The sequence below is a fragment of the Pseudomonas sp. ChxA genome (genome assembly GCF_030263855.1).
Lineage (GTDB): Bacteria > Pseudomonadota > Gammaproteobacteria > Pseudomonadales > Pseudomonadaceae > Aquipseudomonas > Aquipseudomonas fluorescens_CB.
The window spans coordinates 1-17,326 of record NZ_JARPMK010000004.1 but is presented as its reverse complement, the minus strand read 5'-3'; the positions used below and the strand labels follow the sequence as shown (position 1 = coordinate 17,326).

Annotated in this window: 15 protein-coding genes; 11 read left to right on the top strand and 4 right to left on the bottom strand. The window is 53.8% G+C overall.

The genetic code is table 11. The features are described 5' to 3' along the window. The first annotated feature begins 1 nt into the window (after position 1). The 5 genes from P5706_RS33955 (at position 2) to P5706_RS33935 (ending at position 7,180) form a co-directional block, all read left to right on the top strand. Positions 2-403, top strand: a complete 402-nt coding sequence (locus P5706_RS33955; RefSeq protein WP_178081011.1) for an acetone carboxylase subunit gamma — start codon at positions 2-4, stop codon at positions 401-403. A 41-nt stretch (positions 404-444) separates the two neighbouring features. Further along, on the top strand, positions 445-2,592 hold the full coding sequence (locus P5706_RS33950) for a hydantoinase/oxoprolinase family protein (RefSeq protein WP_098949325.1): 2,148 nt from the start codon (positions 445-447) through the stop codon (positions 2,590-2,592). 37 nt (positions 2,593-2,629) lie between these two features. After that, positions 2,630-4,906, top strand: a complete 2,277-nt coding sequence (locus tag P5706_RS33945) for a hydantoinase B/oxoprolinase family protein (protein WP_285685036.1) — start codon at positions 2,630-2,632, stop codon at positions 4,904-4,906. After that, positions 4,903-5,775, top strand: coding sequence for a hypothetical protein (locus P5706_RS33940; RefSeq protein WP_285685034.1), 873 nt, complete (start codon positions 4,903-4,905; stop codon positions 5,773-5,775). The genes P5706_RS33945 and P5706_RS33940 overlap by 4 nt, the downstream gene beginning before the upstream one ends. A 109-nt stretch (positions 5,776-5,884) precedes the next feature. Beyond that, complete coding sequence (locus P5706_RS33935; RefSeq protein ID WP_285685032.1) at positions 5,885-7,180, top strand: CobW family GTP-binding protein; 1,296 nt, start codon at positions 5,885-5,887, stop codon at positions 7,178-7,180. Between the two features lie 1,028 nt (positions 7,181-8,208). Here the strand turns inward: P5706_RS33935 and P5706_RS33930 are convergent. Next, the gene (locus P5706_RS33930) at positions 8,209-8,811 is read right to left on the bottom strand and encodes a TetR/AcrR family transcriptional regulator (protein ID WP_285685030.1); all 603 of its coding nucleotides are present in this window, start codon (positions 8,809-8,811) and stop codon (positions 8,209-8,211) included. A 168-nt stretch (positions 8,812-8,979) separates the two neighbouring features. On the opposite strand from P5706_RS33930, the gene P5706_RS33925 reads away from it, so the two are divergent. The 6 genes from P5706_RS33925 (at position 8,980) to P5706_RS33900 (ending at position 14,390) form a co-directional block, all read left to right on the top strand. Next, on the top strand, positions 8,980-10,080 hold the full coding sequence (locus P5706_RS33925; RefSeq protein WP_285685028.1) for an alkene reductase: 1,101 nt from the start codon (positions 8,980-8,982) through the stop codon (positions 10,078-10,080). Positions 10,081-10,132: 52 nt separating this feature from the next. Then, positions 10,133-10,915: an SDR family NAD(P)-dependent oxidoreductase gene (locus P5706_RS33920; RefSeq protein ID WP_285685026.1), complete on the top strand. Its 783-nt coding sequence runs from the start codon at positions 10,133-10,135 to the stop codon at positions 10,913-10,915. A 109-nt stretch (positions 10,916-11,024) separates the two neighbouring features. Next, complete coding sequence (locus P5706_RS33915) at positions 11,025-11,894, top strand: alpha/beta fold hydrolase (RefSeq protein ID WP_285685024.1); 870 nt, start codon at positions 11,025-11,027, stop codon at positions 11,892-11,894. 64 nt (positions 11,895-11,958) lie between these two features. Next, positions 11,959-12,957, top strand: coding sequence for an NADP-dependent oxidoreductase (locus P5706_RS33910; protein ID WP_285685022.1), 999 nt, complete (start codon positions 11,959-11,961; stop codon positions 12,955-12,957). Between the two features lie 24 nt (positions 12,958-12,981). Next, positions 12,982-13,305: a hypothetical protein gene (locus P5706_RS33905; RefSeq protein WP_285685020.1), complete on the top strand. Its 324-nt coding sequence runs from the start codon at positions 12,982-12,984 to the stop codon at positions 13,303-13,305. Between the two features lie 77 nt (positions 13,306-13,382). After that, positions 13,383-14,390, top strand: coding sequence for an aldo/keto reductase (locus P5706_RS33900; RefSeq protein ID WP_285685018.1), 1,008 nt, complete (start codon positions 13,383-13,385; stop codon positions 14,388-14,390). A 164-nt stretch (positions 14,391-14,554) separates the two neighbouring features. Here P5706_RS33900 and P5706_RS33895 read toward each other — a convergent pair whose 3' ends face one another. From P5706_RS33895 to P5706_RS33885, 3 genes are all read right to left on the bottom strand, one after another. After that, a complete protein-coding gene (locus tag P5706_RS33895; protein WP_285685016.1) occupies positions 14,555-14,977 on the bottom strand; it encodes a hypothetical protein in 423 nt (140 codons plus the stop codon). A gap of 338 nt (positions 14,978-15,315) precedes the next feature. Next, the gene (locus P5706_RS33890) at positions 15,316-16,107 is read right to left on the bottom strand and encodes a hypothetical protein (protein ID WP_285685014.1); all 792 of its coding nucleotides are present in this window, start codon (positions 16,105-16,107) and stop codon (positions 15,316-15,318) included. Positions 16,108-16,156: 49 nt separating this feature from the next. Further along, a partial coding sequence (locus P5706_RS33885; protein ID WP_285685013.1) for a Y-family DNA polymerase occupies positions 16,157-17,326 on the bottom strand: 1,170 nt, incomplete at its 5' end.

The window sequence follows — 17,326 nt, the reverse complement described above, 5'->3', positions numbered from 1 at the left end:
CATGAAAGTATTAATGACCGAATACCTGCGCCTAGACCTGGATGCGGAGCAATGGGAATGTCGGGTTTGCGACCACGTCATCGGTACAGCCCATAAGGGATACAAGGAAGGCATGCTGGTATATGACCGTGATCCACGGGATATCCACCCACCTATCCTGGCACCGGAAAAATATCGATACACCTTCAGCCCCGATCCGGAATGGGTACGCATTCTTGAGTATTACTGTGCCAAATGCGGTACCCAGGTAGAAACCGAGTATGTCCCTCCTGGTCACCCTCCTCTGCATGACATGCAGCCTGATCTGCCTGCCTTGCGCGCACAGTGGGCGAGCCGTCCTGAAGTTCTCGAAGTAAGCGTCGGCCCTGCTGTAATCCAGCGCTCAGACGACCACAAACACTAAGCAATTCACTTCCACTCAATTACAAGAAAAAGGGAAATGATATGAGACGAGTTTCTGTCGATATTGGTGGGACATTCACCGATTGCTTCGTGGTTTGGGATGGCAAATACATCGAAACCAAAGCACTGACCACCCATCACAACCTCGCACTGGGTTTCAATCAAGCACTGGGCAAAGGCTGCAAGACGCTTAACTTGGAATTGGCCGATGTCCTCTCGAGCGTGGATTCGGTTCGCTATGCGACCACCCTCGGCACCAACGCTTTGATCGAACACAAGGGCCCCAAAATCGGCATGCTGGTGACCTGCGGCTATGAGGCAACTGTCCCTCTGAGCCGTGGTCGCGGTTACGGCGAGGGGCTGGACATCCTCGGCCAAACGGACATACCCAACGCCAGTCGACCTGATCCACTGGTGCTACCTAGCATGATTCGAGGCGTTCGCGAGCGGCTGGATTTCGAGGGCAAGCTCGTAATGGCCCTTGATGAAGACAATGTTCGCTTGCAGATCCGCGAACTGGTGAATAGAGGCGCACAGATCATTGTCGTCTCACTACTCAATTCCGTGGTCAACCCGGAACACGAGCAACGTATCGAAGAGATTCTGCAGGAGGAATATCCCTCCCATTTGCTAGGAGCCATTCCAATCATCCTGTCGCACCAGGTATCGGGTCGTAAGGGCGAATACGTACGCTCAGCCTCGGCTATCATCGACGGTTATCTCCACTCCACCATGTACCATGCGCTTTCGACGCTGGAGCAGAACCTGCGTACGCACCAATACGAACAGCCGATGTTAGTGATTCATAACTCGGGCGGCATGGCCCAGCTTAACTCCACCGACGCATTGCAAACTATCCACTCTGGCCCGGTATCGGGTATTGCCGCCTCAGAGCATCTGGCCATGCAGGCGGGCCTCGGAAACGTCGTTGCGACTGACATGGGTGGTACGAGCTACGACATCGGTATTGTGGTCGATGGGGGCATCAAGCACTACGACTTCAACCCGGTCATCGACCGCTGGATGGTCTCGGTACCAATGGTGCATCTGGTGACCTTGGGTGCAGGCGGTGGCTCGGTCGCGAGCTTTGACAGCATGTACAGCACCGTTAAATGTGGGCCCGAGTCAGCGGGATCTGACCCTGGCCCTGCCTGCTACGACCGTGGCGGTTTGAAGCCAACGGTGACGGACGCCGACTTGGTACTCGGCTATCTCAGCGCAGAAAATTATGCAGGAGGTTCCATTCCCCTCAATGCGCGACGGGCCGTGACGGCCATCGAAGACACCATCTGCGAAGATTTGGACTGCGATGTGATCGAGGCAGCTTTGCTCATCCGCGAGAAAGTCGACGACAACATGGCTAACGGCCTGTTCACGGAACTGCGTGCTCGAGGCTACGACCCCAAAGACTTCACCATGCTGGCCTATGGGGGCAACGGCCCGTTGCACTGCTGCAGCATTGCGCAGAACCTCAACATTGACAGGATCCTTGCTCCGCCATTCAGCTCGGTGTTCTCAGCCGTAGGTGCGGGCAATATTCACCAGCTCCATATCCACGAAAAGTCTCTGTACATGGTGCTGTACGACTCCAACACGCGTCACTTGTTCGACGACTACGACCGATTCAACGATATCGTGGCGGCGCTCAAGGAACGCGGCACTCAAGACCTCTTGCGCCAAGGCATCGAGCGCGAGGACATCCGTCACAACCTGGAACTGGACATGCGCTACGGCAACCAGTTAGTCCAGACAACGGCAGTCATTCCCCAGCACTCGGTGCATGGCCCTGCCGATGTATTGGCCCTCATAGCCCAGTTTTCCACTGACTATGGCAGCCGATTCGGAGAAGGATCACAAGCCCCAGAAGCCGGTATCCGCATTAACACCATCCGAGTGGCTGCTTATGTGCACCATGAGACAGTGCAGTTTGGCAACATCAAGCCAGTGCCATTAGAGCAGCGCAAACAACCACCAGCACCTTCGTCTACTCGCCAATGCTACTTCGCAGGCCACAAGGAGGCCTTTGATACACCGGTCTGGAATCGTTCAGATATTGATCCTGGAGTGCAAATACGTGGGCCGGCCATTGTGGCCTCTGAAGTCACCACCTTCCTGGTTAACCCTGGATGGAACTTCGTCGCGGCACTGCAGAACGCCTCTTGGTTTCTTCGCGATCAATCCACCCATTGATCAATTGAATTTAAAAAACTCGAGAAAGGATCCAGACATGAACGATATTTCGATCAAGACACCCGGCCAGGCTCCCAGTCCAGAAGACGCTGCGCTGATCAAGAAATTCCTTGAAGACACGACGCTATTCCTCGCCCCGGATCCGGAGATCATGAACAACCATGACTTGATGGAGCGTTCGGAACAAGAAGACATCAGCATCCACAAACAAAATGACACCCACACAATCGCGAAGATTCGTGACCGCCTGCAATCGGGTTGTGACGAAGGCTATGAGATGGTCGAACAGATGGGTGCTGCCCCGGGTGCAAAATGGGGCGATGTCATCACCGGCGTCTACTCAGCATCGGGGGATCTAGCAATCGCCAGTGCTGGCGGCGTGCTGCTGTTTTCAGCCTTGGTGCACCATCCGATTAAGTTCATCATCAAGAACTGGATCAACGAACCTACTGTGGGTGTCCGCGACGGCGATGGCTTCATTCACAATGACTCACGCTATGGCAACGTACACAACACCGACCAGAGCATGATCCTTCCGATTTTCCACGAAGGAAAACTGGTTTGCTGGGTAGCCGCCACGGTTCATGAAGGCGAAAACGGTGCGATCGAACCCGGGGGGATGCCGTCTATGGCAGAGAGCCCCAGCGATGAAGGGCTGAAAATGAGCCCGTTCAAGGTAGTGGAAAACTACCAGATTAAACGCGACTTGCTGACATTCCTGCAAAACTCGGTACGCGAGCCCAAGCTCCAGTACGAGGACATGAAGGTCAAACTCTATGGCTGCCTGCGCATTAAGCAGCGCATTGAGGATGTCCTCAAAACCGATGGCCCGGATGCCCTGATTGCCACCCTGCGCTTGACCATGGAAAACGTGCGCACCGAGGTCAAACGTCGTATCAGCGAATGGCCTGACATGACCGTGCGCACGTTCATCGTTCAAGACTCCACGCTGCGTGAAAACTGCATCGCCAAAATCAATTGCCAACTGACCAAAAAGGGCGACAGACTTATCTTCGACTTCCGTGGCTCTGCACCGGAATTTACCAACCGCCCGACTAACACCGTCCTCGCCGGACTCAAGGGCATGCTCTCGCAGTTGGTAATGTGCTACATCTGGCCCGATCTGCCCCGTGGGCAAGCGGCCTTTGCGCCCATCGAAGTAATCACCGACCCCTTCTCTATCCTCAACTCGTCTTACAACGCGCCCAACTCGCAGAGTTTGATGTCCATATTCACCGGATTTACCGCCGGCCAACACGCCGTCGCCAAATTCCTCTATAGCTGCCCGGAAAAATACACCAAAGTCCATGCACCCAGCTTCAACATGATCAACACCTTCATCTGGGGCGGGGTCAGCCAGCATGGCGAGACGCTTGGCAACCTGTGTGCTGACCTCAACGGCATGGGCGGTGGTGCACGCGTGGACATGGATGGCGAGCCAGGCTTGCAGCCAATCTTCGCCACCATGGCGGATGTCGGCGAGCAAGAACTGAACGAAGAGGACGTACCGTTCCTGCAACTGGTCTCCAAGAAAATGACCCGCGACGCTATCGCCCCGGGCAAATTTCGTGGCGGCCAGGGCTACACCATGATTGTGGCGACCAAAGATAGTGAAGAATGGGGCTTCATGACCACCGCCCAAGGTGCCAAGGTTCCCCCGCTCCAGGGTCTGTTTGGGGGATATGCCTGTGGCACTTATCCGCTGTCCAAGGTCAAGGGCGTGGACGTCTACGATGTGCTGCTCAATGAACCAGAAAAATTCAAGCACTCCATCGAGGAGATCATGAACGATCAGTCCTTTGATGGAGCCACTTACACCACCCATCACATGGGCATGGGTTTTGAGATTTCCAATCGCGGCGAGCTGTTCATGATTTCTCAAGGGGCCGGTGCGGGTTACGGCGACTTGCTGGAACGCGATCCGGCTTTGGTCGTTAAAGACCTGGAAGAAGAGCTGATCTCACATGGTGTGGCTGAGCGTTTGTACAAGGTCAAAATTGCTCCAGACACCCTCATTATCGACCATCAGGCGACTCGGACGCTGCGCGACACCGAACGCAAAGACCGGCTCTCCCGTGGCATCCCTTACGCGGAGTTCATCAAGTCCTGGAACAAACCGAAGCCGCCTGCTCATCTTCCATTCTTCGGTTGCTGGGGTGACGACACCGAAACACTCTACATGGGCACTCCGGACAAAACCCGCCATGCCAACGAGCCCATGCCTAACTACATGCGTCATCCAAAAGATGTACGTATCGAAGAACTGGAAAACCGGCTTGCAGCAGCAGGAGCATTAATGGATGAAAAAAGATGAGTACGCCATTTGCCGAGCATTTGCCTCTACCGGCAGGCAACGGAGCCATACGTATATGGCTTAAATCCTCAGCCTATACCCGGCGTCTGTTGCAAGGTAGCGCAGACGCCGATGTCTGGACTAGCTCTGCGAGTTTTCTCGCCTGGTTTTCACAGGCCCACGGTTTGCTTAAAACGGATGTCGCAGTTTTGGAAGTAGGCGAGCTGTTCGATTCATGGATAGCCCGTAATGGTGGATTAGAAAGCCGCCTTCCCAAGCGGCGCCGTCCGACGACAGCGTTGCGTGCCTTGTTAGGTGAGGAGGAGCCCAAGGCATTGCTCGCTGAAGTCATCGGTGCGGTGGACTCTCAGTTGCGGGGGCGGGTGCCACTGGTGATTGCCATGCCTTCACCACGGCATTGGTTGCGCCATGCCAATTGGTTGGCCGACCAACCTGACGAAACACCGGATGCTGACATCGTAGAGGATGCCAGCATGTATCTGGCCGATCTGCTGCGGGCAGTGTCCACCACCCCTGTAAGCGGAGTGTTATTGGAGGAAGCTGCGGGTGATTCTGCCTTCAGCGCCGCCGACCTGCAGCGCTACAGTTCTGTCGTCAACGTGGTGCGGCACTATGGTTGGTCGCTTGGTCTGCGCTTGCCTCCAGGTACCTCGGTACCTGATAGCGGGCTGGATGAGTTCGACACCGTGATTACAGAGGCAAGAGCCAACACTGGATCGTTGTCCCGGGGTAGGGATATCAGCGCCGAGTTCACTCACAGCGTTCCCAATCCTCTGACCGACGGCGAGTTTTACTTTGCATCAGTTAATCCCGGGCTTCATCCCGAGACTGTATTGGAAACCTTGGAGTTACTGCGCAGACGCGCCTGAGTAGGTTGATGCAACGTTAAGTGGTGCTCTCCCCGAACCCGGCAGTTTAGGGTTCGTGGAGACGCCCATCTATAACAAAAAAATCAAACTCATGGAGACTCATCCAATCATGAAGACCTCGACGCCTGAACTTTCTCACGCCACCGACGCCCTCAAAAAAGCCGCAGTAGACCGTATTCCTGTCACTGTCCTGACGGGCTTCCTCGGTTCGGGCAAGACCACACTGTTGAACCACTGGGCCAGCCAGCCCGGCATGTCGGGCGTGGCACTTTTGGTCAATGAGTTTGGTGATGTCGGTATTGATCATCACTTGGTTGACCATATTAATGATCAGATTGTGCTGCTGGATTCAGGCTGTCTGTGCTGTCGCACCCAAGGAGATTTGGTTGGTGCACTCAAGTCTTTGTCCGAGAGAAGTGCCCGCCAATACATTGCACCTATCACCCGCGTCATTATCGAAACCACCGGTCTGGCAGACCCAGTGCCGGTTATTTATACATTGATGGAGGATGCTTTTGTCAGCGCCCGTTACCTGTGCGATGGCGTTCTCACGACGGTTTCCGCAACCCATGGACAGGAGCAGCTTCAAGACTACTCGGAAACCACGCGACAAATCGTAGCCGCGGATCGTCTCTTGATAACCAAGTGCGACCTGGCGGGAACCCAGGCCGTGGAGCAATTGCAAGCCAGCCTTTCACAACTCAATGCCCATGCTGCACAAACGCTTGTGCGCAGAGGCCAGGCTCCCCTCGATCTATTGGCCGGCAATGGCCTGTATGGGCACGCGCACCGGCAGAAAATAAGCCTCCCGACCTGGATGGCGAGCACTCAGTTCACGCAGGGAGCAGAGGTGAGTCTGAGACAAGTCAGCAACGATGGCAAAGCCGTTACAGAGCAAAACGACAGAAGCATTTGGCGCTCCAGCACATACAATTCCAGTGTGCATCACACCAGTGAAACCCAAAGTTTTGTCGTTCGCTTTACCCAGGAAGTCCCCTGGTTCGGATTCTCACTCGTGATGGGGCACATACTGCGCAAATACCGTAAACACCTGCTGCGAGTTAAGGGCTTGATGTTAGCAGCTGATGACTCCAGACCACTGGTCGTGCAATGTGTACAAGACATCGCTTATCCGCTCGTAAGATTGCCCGCTTGGCCTACAGAAGGTGAATTCGCAGATGGGTATAGCCGGCTGGTGTTTATTACCCGTGGTTTACAAAAGGATCAAATCGAGTCTCTTTGCGACGACTTATCCAATTTACCAGGAGATCGATCAGCATTACGGAAAAGCTCGGCAGACTTAACCATTCCGACACGCTGTTGGTTTTCCCAAAGAGTTCCTCTCATGGACAACCGAAAGCTGCAGCATAGTGGTTGGTTCATCCAATCAGCTCAACTGAAGTAATCTCTGCCTCACGTTAGAGCACGTTCTTTGCCCTAATCAAACCCACTTAAGCTGCTGGAGAAATCGAGTGAATTAATGAGAGCAGCACCGGGTATCGACTTCAACCCTATGGGGGCAATGAGCGTGCAAGCTTTAGTTAATCCGGGGCAATTCACACCACCAGTTTTATCGGCAGCAAGAGCATCTTTGACTTCACTGGGCGACGAAGCGTGGCTTGGCTGCAGGCGGTCGACAGCTATATAGCGCGGATCACCATATAACTGCTGCAGATGTTGTTGTCAGGTTTGCTCTTGACGCTCAGATCATTGCCACGTGGTGCCAATCCCCATTAGAGAAATAACGACTACTCGAGATAATAGACGCGGCAAAGCCAACAATCTTTAAGGTAGGCAGGCTGCGCAAAGTGGAGGCTTGGCTAAGCTATCAGTCACGTCACTACTGCACTATGGAAAGCGACCGTCGGGAGCAAGCTAAACGAAGGCAAAGGATGTGCGTGTAAAATCTGAGTCACGGTTCATCTCGCTTCTGATTCTATTCGCAGTCCTTTGGGCCGTGAGGGAAAAGACACGCCTCCAACTCCGGCCCCGCTTAGCCAACAGACCACCCGGAGTATGTTAGTTTCTGCTCCGTTAACAGCAATCCAGCCAGCACAGACCCTACCAGTCAATCAGTTCGTAAACGCGGATAGGTTGAATCTGCGTGACAAGCTGGGTTGCAGGGTAATCTCCAACGTGAGACGCGGCGAGAAGGTACAGGTATGCGAAAAGAAGAATGATTGGGCTCGCATCAGCTTGGATGGCTAGCCAGATAAATGGTTATCGTTCAAAAGCGTGTGCGACGCGGCGAGCTGCGACGCCGCTTCTAAAGCGTGACCAGTCCGTACAGCGCGACCTGCGCTCAGAAAATTCCTAGGGTAGCTCAAAGTTACGGATCATCTTGCCCTGCTCTTCTGGAAACGTCTGTATAGGCCCCAGGGGTCGTAGGTACTACAATCACTTCTGGAGGAAACAAAGGCTAAAGCGTCCAATTCACTTGTTGCGGCTGCGATCCTGGCTGCTGTCCTTGACCGATAACGACGTCAATAGCTGGGTTCGGCAAGCTTCCAGTATCTCATCTGCAAGAGGAGAGTCATCCGGACATGCACGCGACAACATGACAGCTCCTATTGCATGCGCTAGCAGGTCAATCGCTTTCACTCGAGCATCCTGCTTCGGCACATCCAGACCCTCTAGGTATTTTTCCTCGAGCGCAGCCAGCGTGCTCTCTATACCCGTGGCAAAGGTTGCCTTCAAGTCATCTGACTGACGCGCAGCGTCACCACAAAGTGCCGCCATCGTACAACCCTCGCCTCGACCGTCTCGATGATCCCTAGATACGTACATGTTTACGAAACCCGCCACATCGAGGTCGGAGGCACGGGCGAGCGATTGCGAAAGGCTATTTTCAGCTGCTTCAGCCATCAGATCAGCCTTGGAACCGAAGTGCTTGTAAAAGCCGCCTTGAGTAAAGCCAGCAGTGGCCATCAGCTCCGCCACACCGACACCATCGTATCCACGCTCACGAAACAGTTCTGAAGCTGTATCCACAATGTGAGCCCGGTTGGCGAGTGATTGCGTTTTGGTGATCTTCATTGCGCCCCCCCTAAGCCTAACTAATGTTGGCCTCACTATACTCTGATGTCGATCACAATCAAAACTGTTGACACCTTTGATTATGGTCGACATCATAAAAGCCCCTGCAGCGTATCTTTGCCGCGAGGGAGCAGATGGCCGTCATTGATCAACGAGTATGGAATCGATATGAACGACAAGACCTTGTTTGAGCCCTACACACTTGGCTCACTCACACTCTCCAACAGAGTCGTGATGGCACCGCTCACGAGAAACCGCGCAGGATCGGGTTTCGTCCCAAGTGAACTTGCTGCGATCTATTACGGCCAGAGGGCCTCTGCCGGCCTCCTGATTTCCGAGGCCACTCAAATCTCGCAGCAAGGTCAGGGGTATCAGGACACGCCAGGGATTTACACGCAGGAGCAGATAGAAGGATGGCGCGCAGTCACCCAAGCCGTTCAAGCGAAAGGCGGGCACATCTTCATGCAGCTTTGGCACGTAGGGCGCGTTTCCCACGTTGACCTTCAGCCCAATGGCTCTGCGCCAGTGGCGCCCTCTTCCCTGGGAGCCGCGACGAAGGTTTTCGTCAACAACAGCTTCGAGGACGCCTCCGAACCCCGAGCCCTTGATGCCAGCGAACTGCCAGGGATCGTGAATGACTTTCGGGTTGCAGCGGCAAATGCGATTGCAGCTGGTTTCGATGGCGTAGAGATCCATGGTGCAAACGGTTATTTGCTGGATCAATTCCTCAAAGACGGCTCCAACGTGCGCACAGATGCCTATGGTGGATCCATCGAAAACCGTGCTCGCTTGCTGCTCGAAGTCGCTGCCGCTGTAGTAGAAGAAATTGGTGCTGACAGAACAGGTATTCGTCTTTCTCCAGTGTCACCAGCCAACGGTATTTCAAGCAGTGACCCGCAACCACAATTTGACTACGTCGTTGACCAACTCGATGCCTTGGGCCTGGTTTACATCCACGTGGTAGAGGGTGCAACTGGTGGGCCGCGCGACGTCGCGCCTTTTGATTTTGGCTCCCTGCGCCATCGCTTCAAAAACACCTACATCGCCAACAACGGCTATGACCTGAATCTCGCGACCTCCCAACTCAACGATGACAAAGCTGATTTGATCGCCTTCGGTCGTCCGTTTATTGGCAACCCTGATCTGGTAGAGCGGTTCAAGACCGGTGCTGAGTTGTCCGCATTCGACCCTGCGACTCTCTACGGCGGCGGTGCAGCCGGCTACGTCGACTACCCGACACTCGCCGAGTCCAGCGCCACGCCAGGCTGAGCAGTAATCGCGACTGAACCGTTAACAGACATCAATTAAAGAGCATCCTGTTATGAGCATCCCTGAAACCGTTTTGATTACCGGCGCCTCCACTGGAATTGGTGCGACTTACGCGGAGCGTTTCGCTGGACGTGGGCACAACTTGGTGCTGGTCGCCCGTGACAAAACCCGCCTGGAAGCCTTGGCTTCCCGCCTGCGCGAGCAACATGGTGTTGCCGTTGACGTGATCCAGGCTGACCTGACACAAACCTCCGACTTGAAGACAGTCGAAACTCGCCTTCGCGACGACGCTAGTATCGGCACTCTTGTGAACAACGCGGGCGCCGCTCTATCCGGTAGCTTCACTGAGCAATCCACCGACAGCGTTGCCAACATGGTCGCTCTCAATACGACCGCATTGGTACGACTCTCCAGCGCCATAGCCCCTCGCTTGGCACAAGCTGGCAGTGGAGCGATTGTCAATATTGGCTCGGTCGTAGGACTGGCACCGGAATATGGAATGTCGGTCTACGGCGCAACCAAGGCGTTTGTGCTTTTTCTCTCACAAGGCTTGAGCCTCGAACTCGCCCCCAAAGGCGTGTATATCCAGGCCGTACTGCCAGCCGCGACCCGTACCGAAATCTGGGAGCGCGGAGGCTACGACATCAATGCCATTAGCGAAATAATGGAAGTCGGAGACCTAGTTGATGCCGCGATGGTTGGTTTTGATCGCCGAGAACCAGTGACCATACCACCTGTACAAGACGAGGCCCACTGGGATGTTCTACAGACTGCCCGCCAGGGTTTGTTGGCAGATATCCGCCAAGCCGAAGTTGCCAAGCGCTATAAAAAATAAGGCGTGACCGTGATGCAGCAAACGCTCACACAGTGCCCTAAAGGCAGAGCGTTAGCTGCACATTGTTCTCCTCTCACCAATCTGTACCTCAAACGGACACGGTGCGCAAATGACCGCTCAATCCACAAATAATCATCTTGGGCCGCAGGGGCTGTTCGTCCAATCCGCCAACCTGTGGGTCAATGTAGAAGGAACAACATTTGCCTACCGGGACTTGGGCCCGAGAGACGGATCGCCGCTCGTTCTATTGAACCATTGGGGCGCCGTCCTGGATAACTTCGATCCTCGAATCGTTGACGGTCTAGCTAAGAAGCATCGGGTCATTGCCATTGACTATCGCGGAATCGGCGGCTCTGGTGGAACCGCACCTTTAACTGTTAGCGAAATGGCAAACGACGCGATTGCGGTTATACGCACTCTGGGATTCCAGAAAGTCGATCTATTGGGTTTCTCACTCGGTGGATTTGTAGCGCAAGACATCGCGCTAAAAGCGCCTGAGATTGTGCGAAAACTCATTTTGACCGGAACCGGGCCTGCTGGTGGCCAGGGCATCGACAAAGTGTGGTCTGTGGCTTGGCCGTTGATGCTGAAGGGCCTAGTGACAATGCGCGATCCAAAGTTTTACCTTTTTTTCACCCCATCGGCTAACGGTCAGAGTGCGGCGCGCGCTTTTCTAAAACGGCTGACGGAGAGAGAAAAAGAACGCGATAAAGGCCCCACCCCATCAGCGTTCATACGACAACTGAGGGCAATAACTGCTTGGGGTCGCCAGGCGCCTCAAAATCTCAGTCGCATACAGGTTCCAACCCTTATTGCCAACGGCGACAGCGACATCATGGTGCCCACTGTCAACTCGACTGAGCTGGCCAGCCGCATCCCCAACGCTCAACTGATCATTTATGAAGACGCCGGACATGGAGGAATTTTCCAGCATCACGCTGACTTCGTTCCCATGGCGATGACATTCCTGAGCACTTGAAAGCCCACAAACACTGGGGCAGCCACCAACCTCACCGCTCTCGGCTACTAAGAGTTGACCTATCATGAAAGCTTTTTATATCAACCAATACGGTAAGAGCAGTGGAAGTATCGGTGAGTTACCTGAACCAAAAGTCGGCGCCAACGACGTTCTCGTTCAAATACACGCTACAAGCATCAATCCTCTGGATTTGAAGATCAGAACAGGAGAATTCAAACAGATTCTCCCATACACCTTTCCTTTGATATTGGGAAATGATTTTGCCGGCGTTGTGGTTCACGTTGGATCAGATGTCCGCATGTTCAGACCTGGTGACGAAGTCTACGCACGGCCTGAGCAAGATCGAATTGGTACATTTGCCGAACTTATTTCGGTCAACCAGCACTCTTTAGCTCTGAAGCCGCGCAACGTCAGTATGGAGCAAGCGGCATCGTTGCCTTTAGTCGCGCTGACAGCATGGCAAGTTCTGGTTGAAACTGCCCAAGTTAAGAAAGGCCAAAAGGTGCTCATCCACGCAGGGTCAGGAGGCGTGGGTAGCTTTGCCATTCAGCTTGCCAAGCATCTCGGCGCTTTCGTTGCGACTACGACAAGCACGTCAAATGTTGAGTGGGTAAAAGCACTCGGGGCCGACATCGTTATTGACTACAAAAAACAGGATTTCGAGACTGTCCTCAACGACTATGACGTCGTCCTCAATGGCTTGGATTCGGCTGTTCTCAAAAAGTCGGTGAAGTGCCTCAAGCCGGGCGGTCTGCTCGTATCCATCTCCGGGCCACCTACGCCCGAGTTTGGCGATGCGCAAGGTTTGTCTTGGCCGGTCAAGCAGATCCTGCGCTTGCTTAGTTTCGGGATCCGAAAAGCATCACACGCAGTTGGGGTCAAATACTCATTCGTTTTTATGCGCGCCAACGGCGCACAACTGAAAGAAATTACGTCTTTGGTTGAGTCGGGCGCCATCACACCGGTTATCGACAAAGTCTACCCGTTCGCGTCTATCGCTGACGCACTTACATATGTCGAACAGGGAAGATCCAAAGGGAAAGTAGTGATTACCGTAGCGTAACTCGTGTTTGGTGAGGAGCCAGAAATGGGCCGCAGAAACGTCGAAACATCGGCTTCAGTCGTGGGATCGCCAGATGAAAATCTACCTTCGGAAGGACGCGCCACTCGAGATAGGCTCGCAGAAATTGTAGTAAGCGGTCTTTCCGCTGAAGCCCCTGTCTTGTCTGGCGAAGATGCCAAAGTGCTAAGGCAAACGGCAAATGCTGTTGAGAAACGCTTGAGGGAGTTGAGCGGAGAGATTGCGAGCGCACCGTTTGTACAAAATGGAGACACTCGAAAAAAGCCTGAATCCAATACCGTCAACAATCCTGCCAACATTGTTTGGCGTGGTTTGATGCTCGATCCGTGACAGCACAGTTTTCCCAGGTGGCAGCAGCCGCTGCGTTCGTTGGCTCAATTAAATCAACATCCCACGCGGAGACAGCTATGAACTACAAAGCGTTCGGCAATACCGGACTGCGTGTTTCAGAACTCGCACTCGGCACAGGCAACTTCGGCACTGGCTGGGGCTACGGCGCAGATCCCGACTCCAGTGCGGAGATCTTTAACGCCTACGCAGAGGCCGGTGGCAACTTCGTCGATACAGCGGATATCTATCAATTCGGTCAGTCTGAGGAGTTGCTCGGAACTCTGCTTGAAGGACGACGAGACGATTTCGTGCTGGCCACGAAATTCACCAACGGTGCTGCAGCCAACGCGAATAGGCTTGCTACAGGTAACAGCCGTCGTGCCTTGGTGACCTCGGTAGAAGCGAGTCTAAGACGTCTTAAAACCGACCGGATCGACATTTACTGGGCACATCACCCAGATGGTGTAACTCCGGTGGAAGAAATCGTCAGAGGTTTCGAAGATTTGGCTCGCTCAGGGAAAATTCTGTACGCCGGTCTATCTAACTTTCCAGCGTGGCGACTTTCCCGAGCGGTCACATTAGCCGAGCTCACCCATGCGCTACCTATTGCAGCGGCTCAATTCGAACACAGCCTCGTACACCGTGAGCCTGAAGCTGACCTTTTCCAGGCCTCTTATGCTCTGGGCCTTGGGATCGTGACGTGGTCTCCCTTAGGGGGTGGCATGCTGACCGGCAAATATCGACAAGGTGAAAAAGGTCGTGCCGAAGGTTTCGGTGGCAAAGTATTTCAAGCTGAAAATTCCCCTCAGCGCAGCCTGATCTTGGATGCGGTTCTGGAAATTGCAGGTGAAATCGGCGCCAGTGCTGGCCAAGTTGCCATTGCGTGGGCTAGCACACACGGGTCTATTCCAATCATCGGGCCGCGCTCCAAGCAGCAACTTACCGACAACCTGGGTGCGTTGTCCGTAAACCTCACACATGAACAGCTTTGCAAGCTGGATGCGGTAAGCAGTGTGATTCCTGGTGAGCCTTTGAGGCTATCAGGGTATGAAGCGGATAAGTCTCACGCACGGATCGTTGCTTAGGGTAATGGAAACGTAAACGGAGGCACGGTAAGGCCTCCGTATTTTGGTCTATCCGTAACCGTCCGGCCAAGTCATCTACTCAACCCCGCAAAGCCCAGACATGGCGTGTACTTAAATTGAGTGGACACCGCTTCGGGCCCATTAAGGGTTTCTTTGATGCAGCCTCAAGCTGTTGTGCTGACGATTGAACCGGTGGATGCATTACCTTCGGCAGTGACTGCCTGCAATAGTGCCGAAGTCACGGTCTGCAATGCGGCTGAGGTACCTGCAATCTGCATTTGAGCAGCCGCCACAGCCACTTCCTTAGCCTCTGCACTCTGGCTGCTAGCCTGTGCTTTCTGCAAAGCTTGCTGCTGCGCTTGAAGTAGCTTTTGCAACTGCTCAATCTGTTTCTTCAACTGTTTGACAGTTTCGGATTCCGGCTTGAGTGATGTGGCCTGACCGCCACCTGCAGTGCTGGCACCTTTAGCGTTGGCGGGCAAGCTGACAGTCGTGCCACTGGTGCTATCGGTCGTGGTAGCGTCCGCCGGGGTCGCAGTGCTTGGGCTGGTTGGTACGGAGGATGAATTGCTAGCATTGATAAGCATGCGAAAATCCTGTGACATTAGAGTACCGGCTGTATCGGCCTGTACTTGGACTTCTTTAGATGTTGGTGACCGTCTGGGGAGCGCGCCTTGCGTAGCTAAACGGGCGCCTACTTATGCGGTAGCAACGCCGTAATCTCACTCGCCCTATCCCGAGCTTTTCAGGTTATGGTCTCGAGCGAAGACCGGAACACTGACCAAATTCGATTTTCGTTTGACGCCTTAAATCAAAACCCGGAGCTAATGCTCGAGGGTGATCAACATCTCAGGGCGCTAACTATCAACGCGACCTCGGGTTTGCAAATCTGCCGATGGCTACTACGCGAGAGTTGCGAAGACAGTTAGACGTGCTCCAGATTTCTCAGTCCATCACAGGGTACAAAAACCCAACCTTCAGAAGGATCGATGGTTGGCGTTGGATGCTCGAGTAGATCTGGTTGATTCTCAAATGACCACGCTATCAGCGCACATGTTAGCGCGTCCTCCAGATCCAAATGATGAAACTCAGGGCGAGCCTTGAGCTTTTCAATTGGGACACTGTCACCACAACCTTCGTAGAAAGGCCGGCGCATCGCACCAATGCAAGCTGATCGCTTGCATGCGGAAGGGTAAGCCTCAATGGCCTGAATGTGGCGGCCATCTGTCCAAAGTCCGCACCTCTCGAGATCTGGCGCAAAGCGGGCTAGGAAATGAATTCCCTTTGTGGCCTGACTTCCAATCATGTCCTTAATAGGAGACAACGGCGATAACCCTCTTTCAAAAAGAAACCGCTCTGTTTCTCTGTGCAGATAGGGGTTGGTTGATGAAGAAAGAATCTGGCCGGCGGCTAACCTGGAAACAATCAGGTCAGTAAATGCCTTGGAGAATCCAAGCGGCGTATCAATCGCGAACAGCAACCTGAACGAATTTTCATGATCGATTTTCACGTGGCACAATTCAAGGATCTTGGTGGCCAGAATTTCGGAGCTAGTTGCCTCATTGAGGGTGATGCGCAAATTCCCCCGCCAAGGAATACCGACCAGTTTTCTGGCTGAGTCCAGAATTACCAGGGCATCCCTGCTGGCTGGATTCTTTTCGCAATTCCAGCCCCCCACATCCCATCCGACGTAGTACGTTTGCCTGTCTTTCAACATATGCACTCACGTTAAAAATCTTTGGACATCCCTCGCTAAGTTGCTAGGTCTAATTGCACTTAACCGTCCACAGCTCACTGATTTGTGTTGTATATCTCTGGCTGCGCATCTCGCTTTTCATGGCCCACTCCGGGTCGGTGGGCACGCTTGCAGGCCGCAATGTTCCTTTTCCCCAGCGCTGGTTGATGTCATCCAAAACCTCCATGACCTTTGACGTGGCCAAGGGCTGTACTTCACTGAACAAGTCGTCAGTGAATTCGTTGGACTTGCGTAAATCCAACAGATGCACCTCTGCCTTACTGAACCTTATTCCCGGCCTGAAAATCCGCCCCACAGCCTCTGTCGCGTAGCGAATCAACAGCCTGACGTCGTTGGTGGGATAAGGGAGATCAACAGTCGCGCCATTGGAATATTTAACCTCATTAGGGTTAAAGAATCCGGTTCTGATGTTCACTCTCATCGTCTTGCATAGCGAATCCTGAAGCCTGAGCTTCTCCGCCGCGCGCTGAACGTAGGTCGCAACAGCTTCCTTTATCGGCTCAACTTCCGTCAGCCGCGCTCCGAAGCTCCGGCTGCAACAGATTTCGTGCTTTGCGGCGTCTGCCTCCGAGGAGTCGAGACAAGAAACTCCGCCAAGTTCACGAGCGGTTTTTTCCAGCACAACGCTGAATTTTTTCCTGAGCAGCCTCGGGTCAGCTTTTGAAAGGTCGAGTGCCGTGTGGATTCCCATTTCCTCAAGTTGAGTACGAAGCTTTCTGCCTACGCCCCAGACCTCGCCCACTGGACTCTTGCGCAACACCCATTGTAGTGTCTTGGGGTCGCAGAGATTGACGACGCCTTTTGTCCTCTCCATGTACTGCTTGGCAACGTGGTTAGCCAGTTTGGCCAGCGTTCTGGTGGGGGCGATGCCAACTCCCACAGGAATGCCGGTACCCTGCCCTACGGCTTTCTGAATTTTCATTCCTAGCTCAGATAAATCTCCAGGCATCCCCGTGAGGTCGGCGAACGCTTCGTCAATGCTGTAGATCTCAAGCCTGGGCACCATAGACTCAATGATGGTCATAACACGCTCACTGAGGTCGCCGTACAACGTGTAGTTGCTGCTGAACGTCGCGATGCCGGCTTCATCGAGATAGTCTTTGATTTGGAAGTAAGGCGCGCCCATTTTGACAAAGGGCTTAGCGTCATAGGAACGGGCGATCACACAACCGTCATTATA

Coding starts and splice junctions, on each gene's coding strand:
- P5706_RS33955 (WP_178081011.1), top strand. CDS start 2: ATGAAAGTATTAATGACCGAATACCTGCGCCTAGACCTGGATGCGGAG.
- P5706_RS33950 (WP_098949325.1), top strand. CDS start 445: ATGAGACGAGTTTCTGTCGATATTGGTGGGACATTCACCGATTGCTTC.
- P5706_RS33945 (WP_285685036.1), top strand. CDS start 2,630: ATGAACGATATTTCGATCAAGACACCCGGCCAGGCTCCCAGTCCAGAA.
- P5706_RS33940 (WP_285685034.1), top strand. CDS start 4,903: ATGAGTACGCCATTTGCCGAGCATTTGCCTCTACCGGCAGGCAACGGA.
- P5706_RS33935 (WP_285685032.1), top strand. CDS start 5,885: ATGAAGACCTCGACGCCTGAACTTTCTCACGCCACCGACGCCCTCAAA.
- P5706_RS33930 (WP_285685030.1), bottom strand. CDS start 8,811: ATGAAGATCACCAAAACGCAATCACTCGCCAACCGGGCTCACATTGTG.
- P5706_RS33925 (WP_285685028.1), top strand. CDS start 8,980: ATGAACGACAAGACCTTGTTTGAGCCCTACACACTTGGCTCACTCACA.
- P5706_RS33920 (WP_285685026.1), top strand. CDS start 10,133: ATGAGCATCCCTGAAACCGTTTTGATTACCGGCGCCTCCACTGGAATT.
- P5706_RS33915 (WP_285685024.1), top strand. CDS start 11,025: ATGACCGCTCAATCCACAAATAATCATCTTGGGCCGCAGGGGCTGTTC.
- P5706_RS33910 (WP_285685022.1), top strand. CDS start 11,959: ATGAAAGCTTTTTATATCAACCAATACGGTAAGAGCAGTGGAAGTATC.
- P5706_RS33905 (WP_285685020.1), top strand. CDS start 12,982: ATGGGCCGCAGAAACGTCGAAACATCGGCTTCAGTCGTGGGATCGCCA.
- P5706_RS33900 (WP_285685018.1), top strand. CDS start 13,383: ATGAACTACAAAGCGTTCGGCAATACCGGACTGCGTGTTTCAGAACTC.
- P5706_RS33895 (WP_285685016.1), bottom strand. CDS start 14,977: ATGCTTATCAATGCTAGCAATTCATCCTCCGTACCAACCAGCCCAAGC.
- P5706_RS33890 (WP_285685014.1), bottom strand. CDS start 16,107: ATGTTGAAAGACAGGCAAACGTACTACGTCGGATGGGATGTGGGGGGC.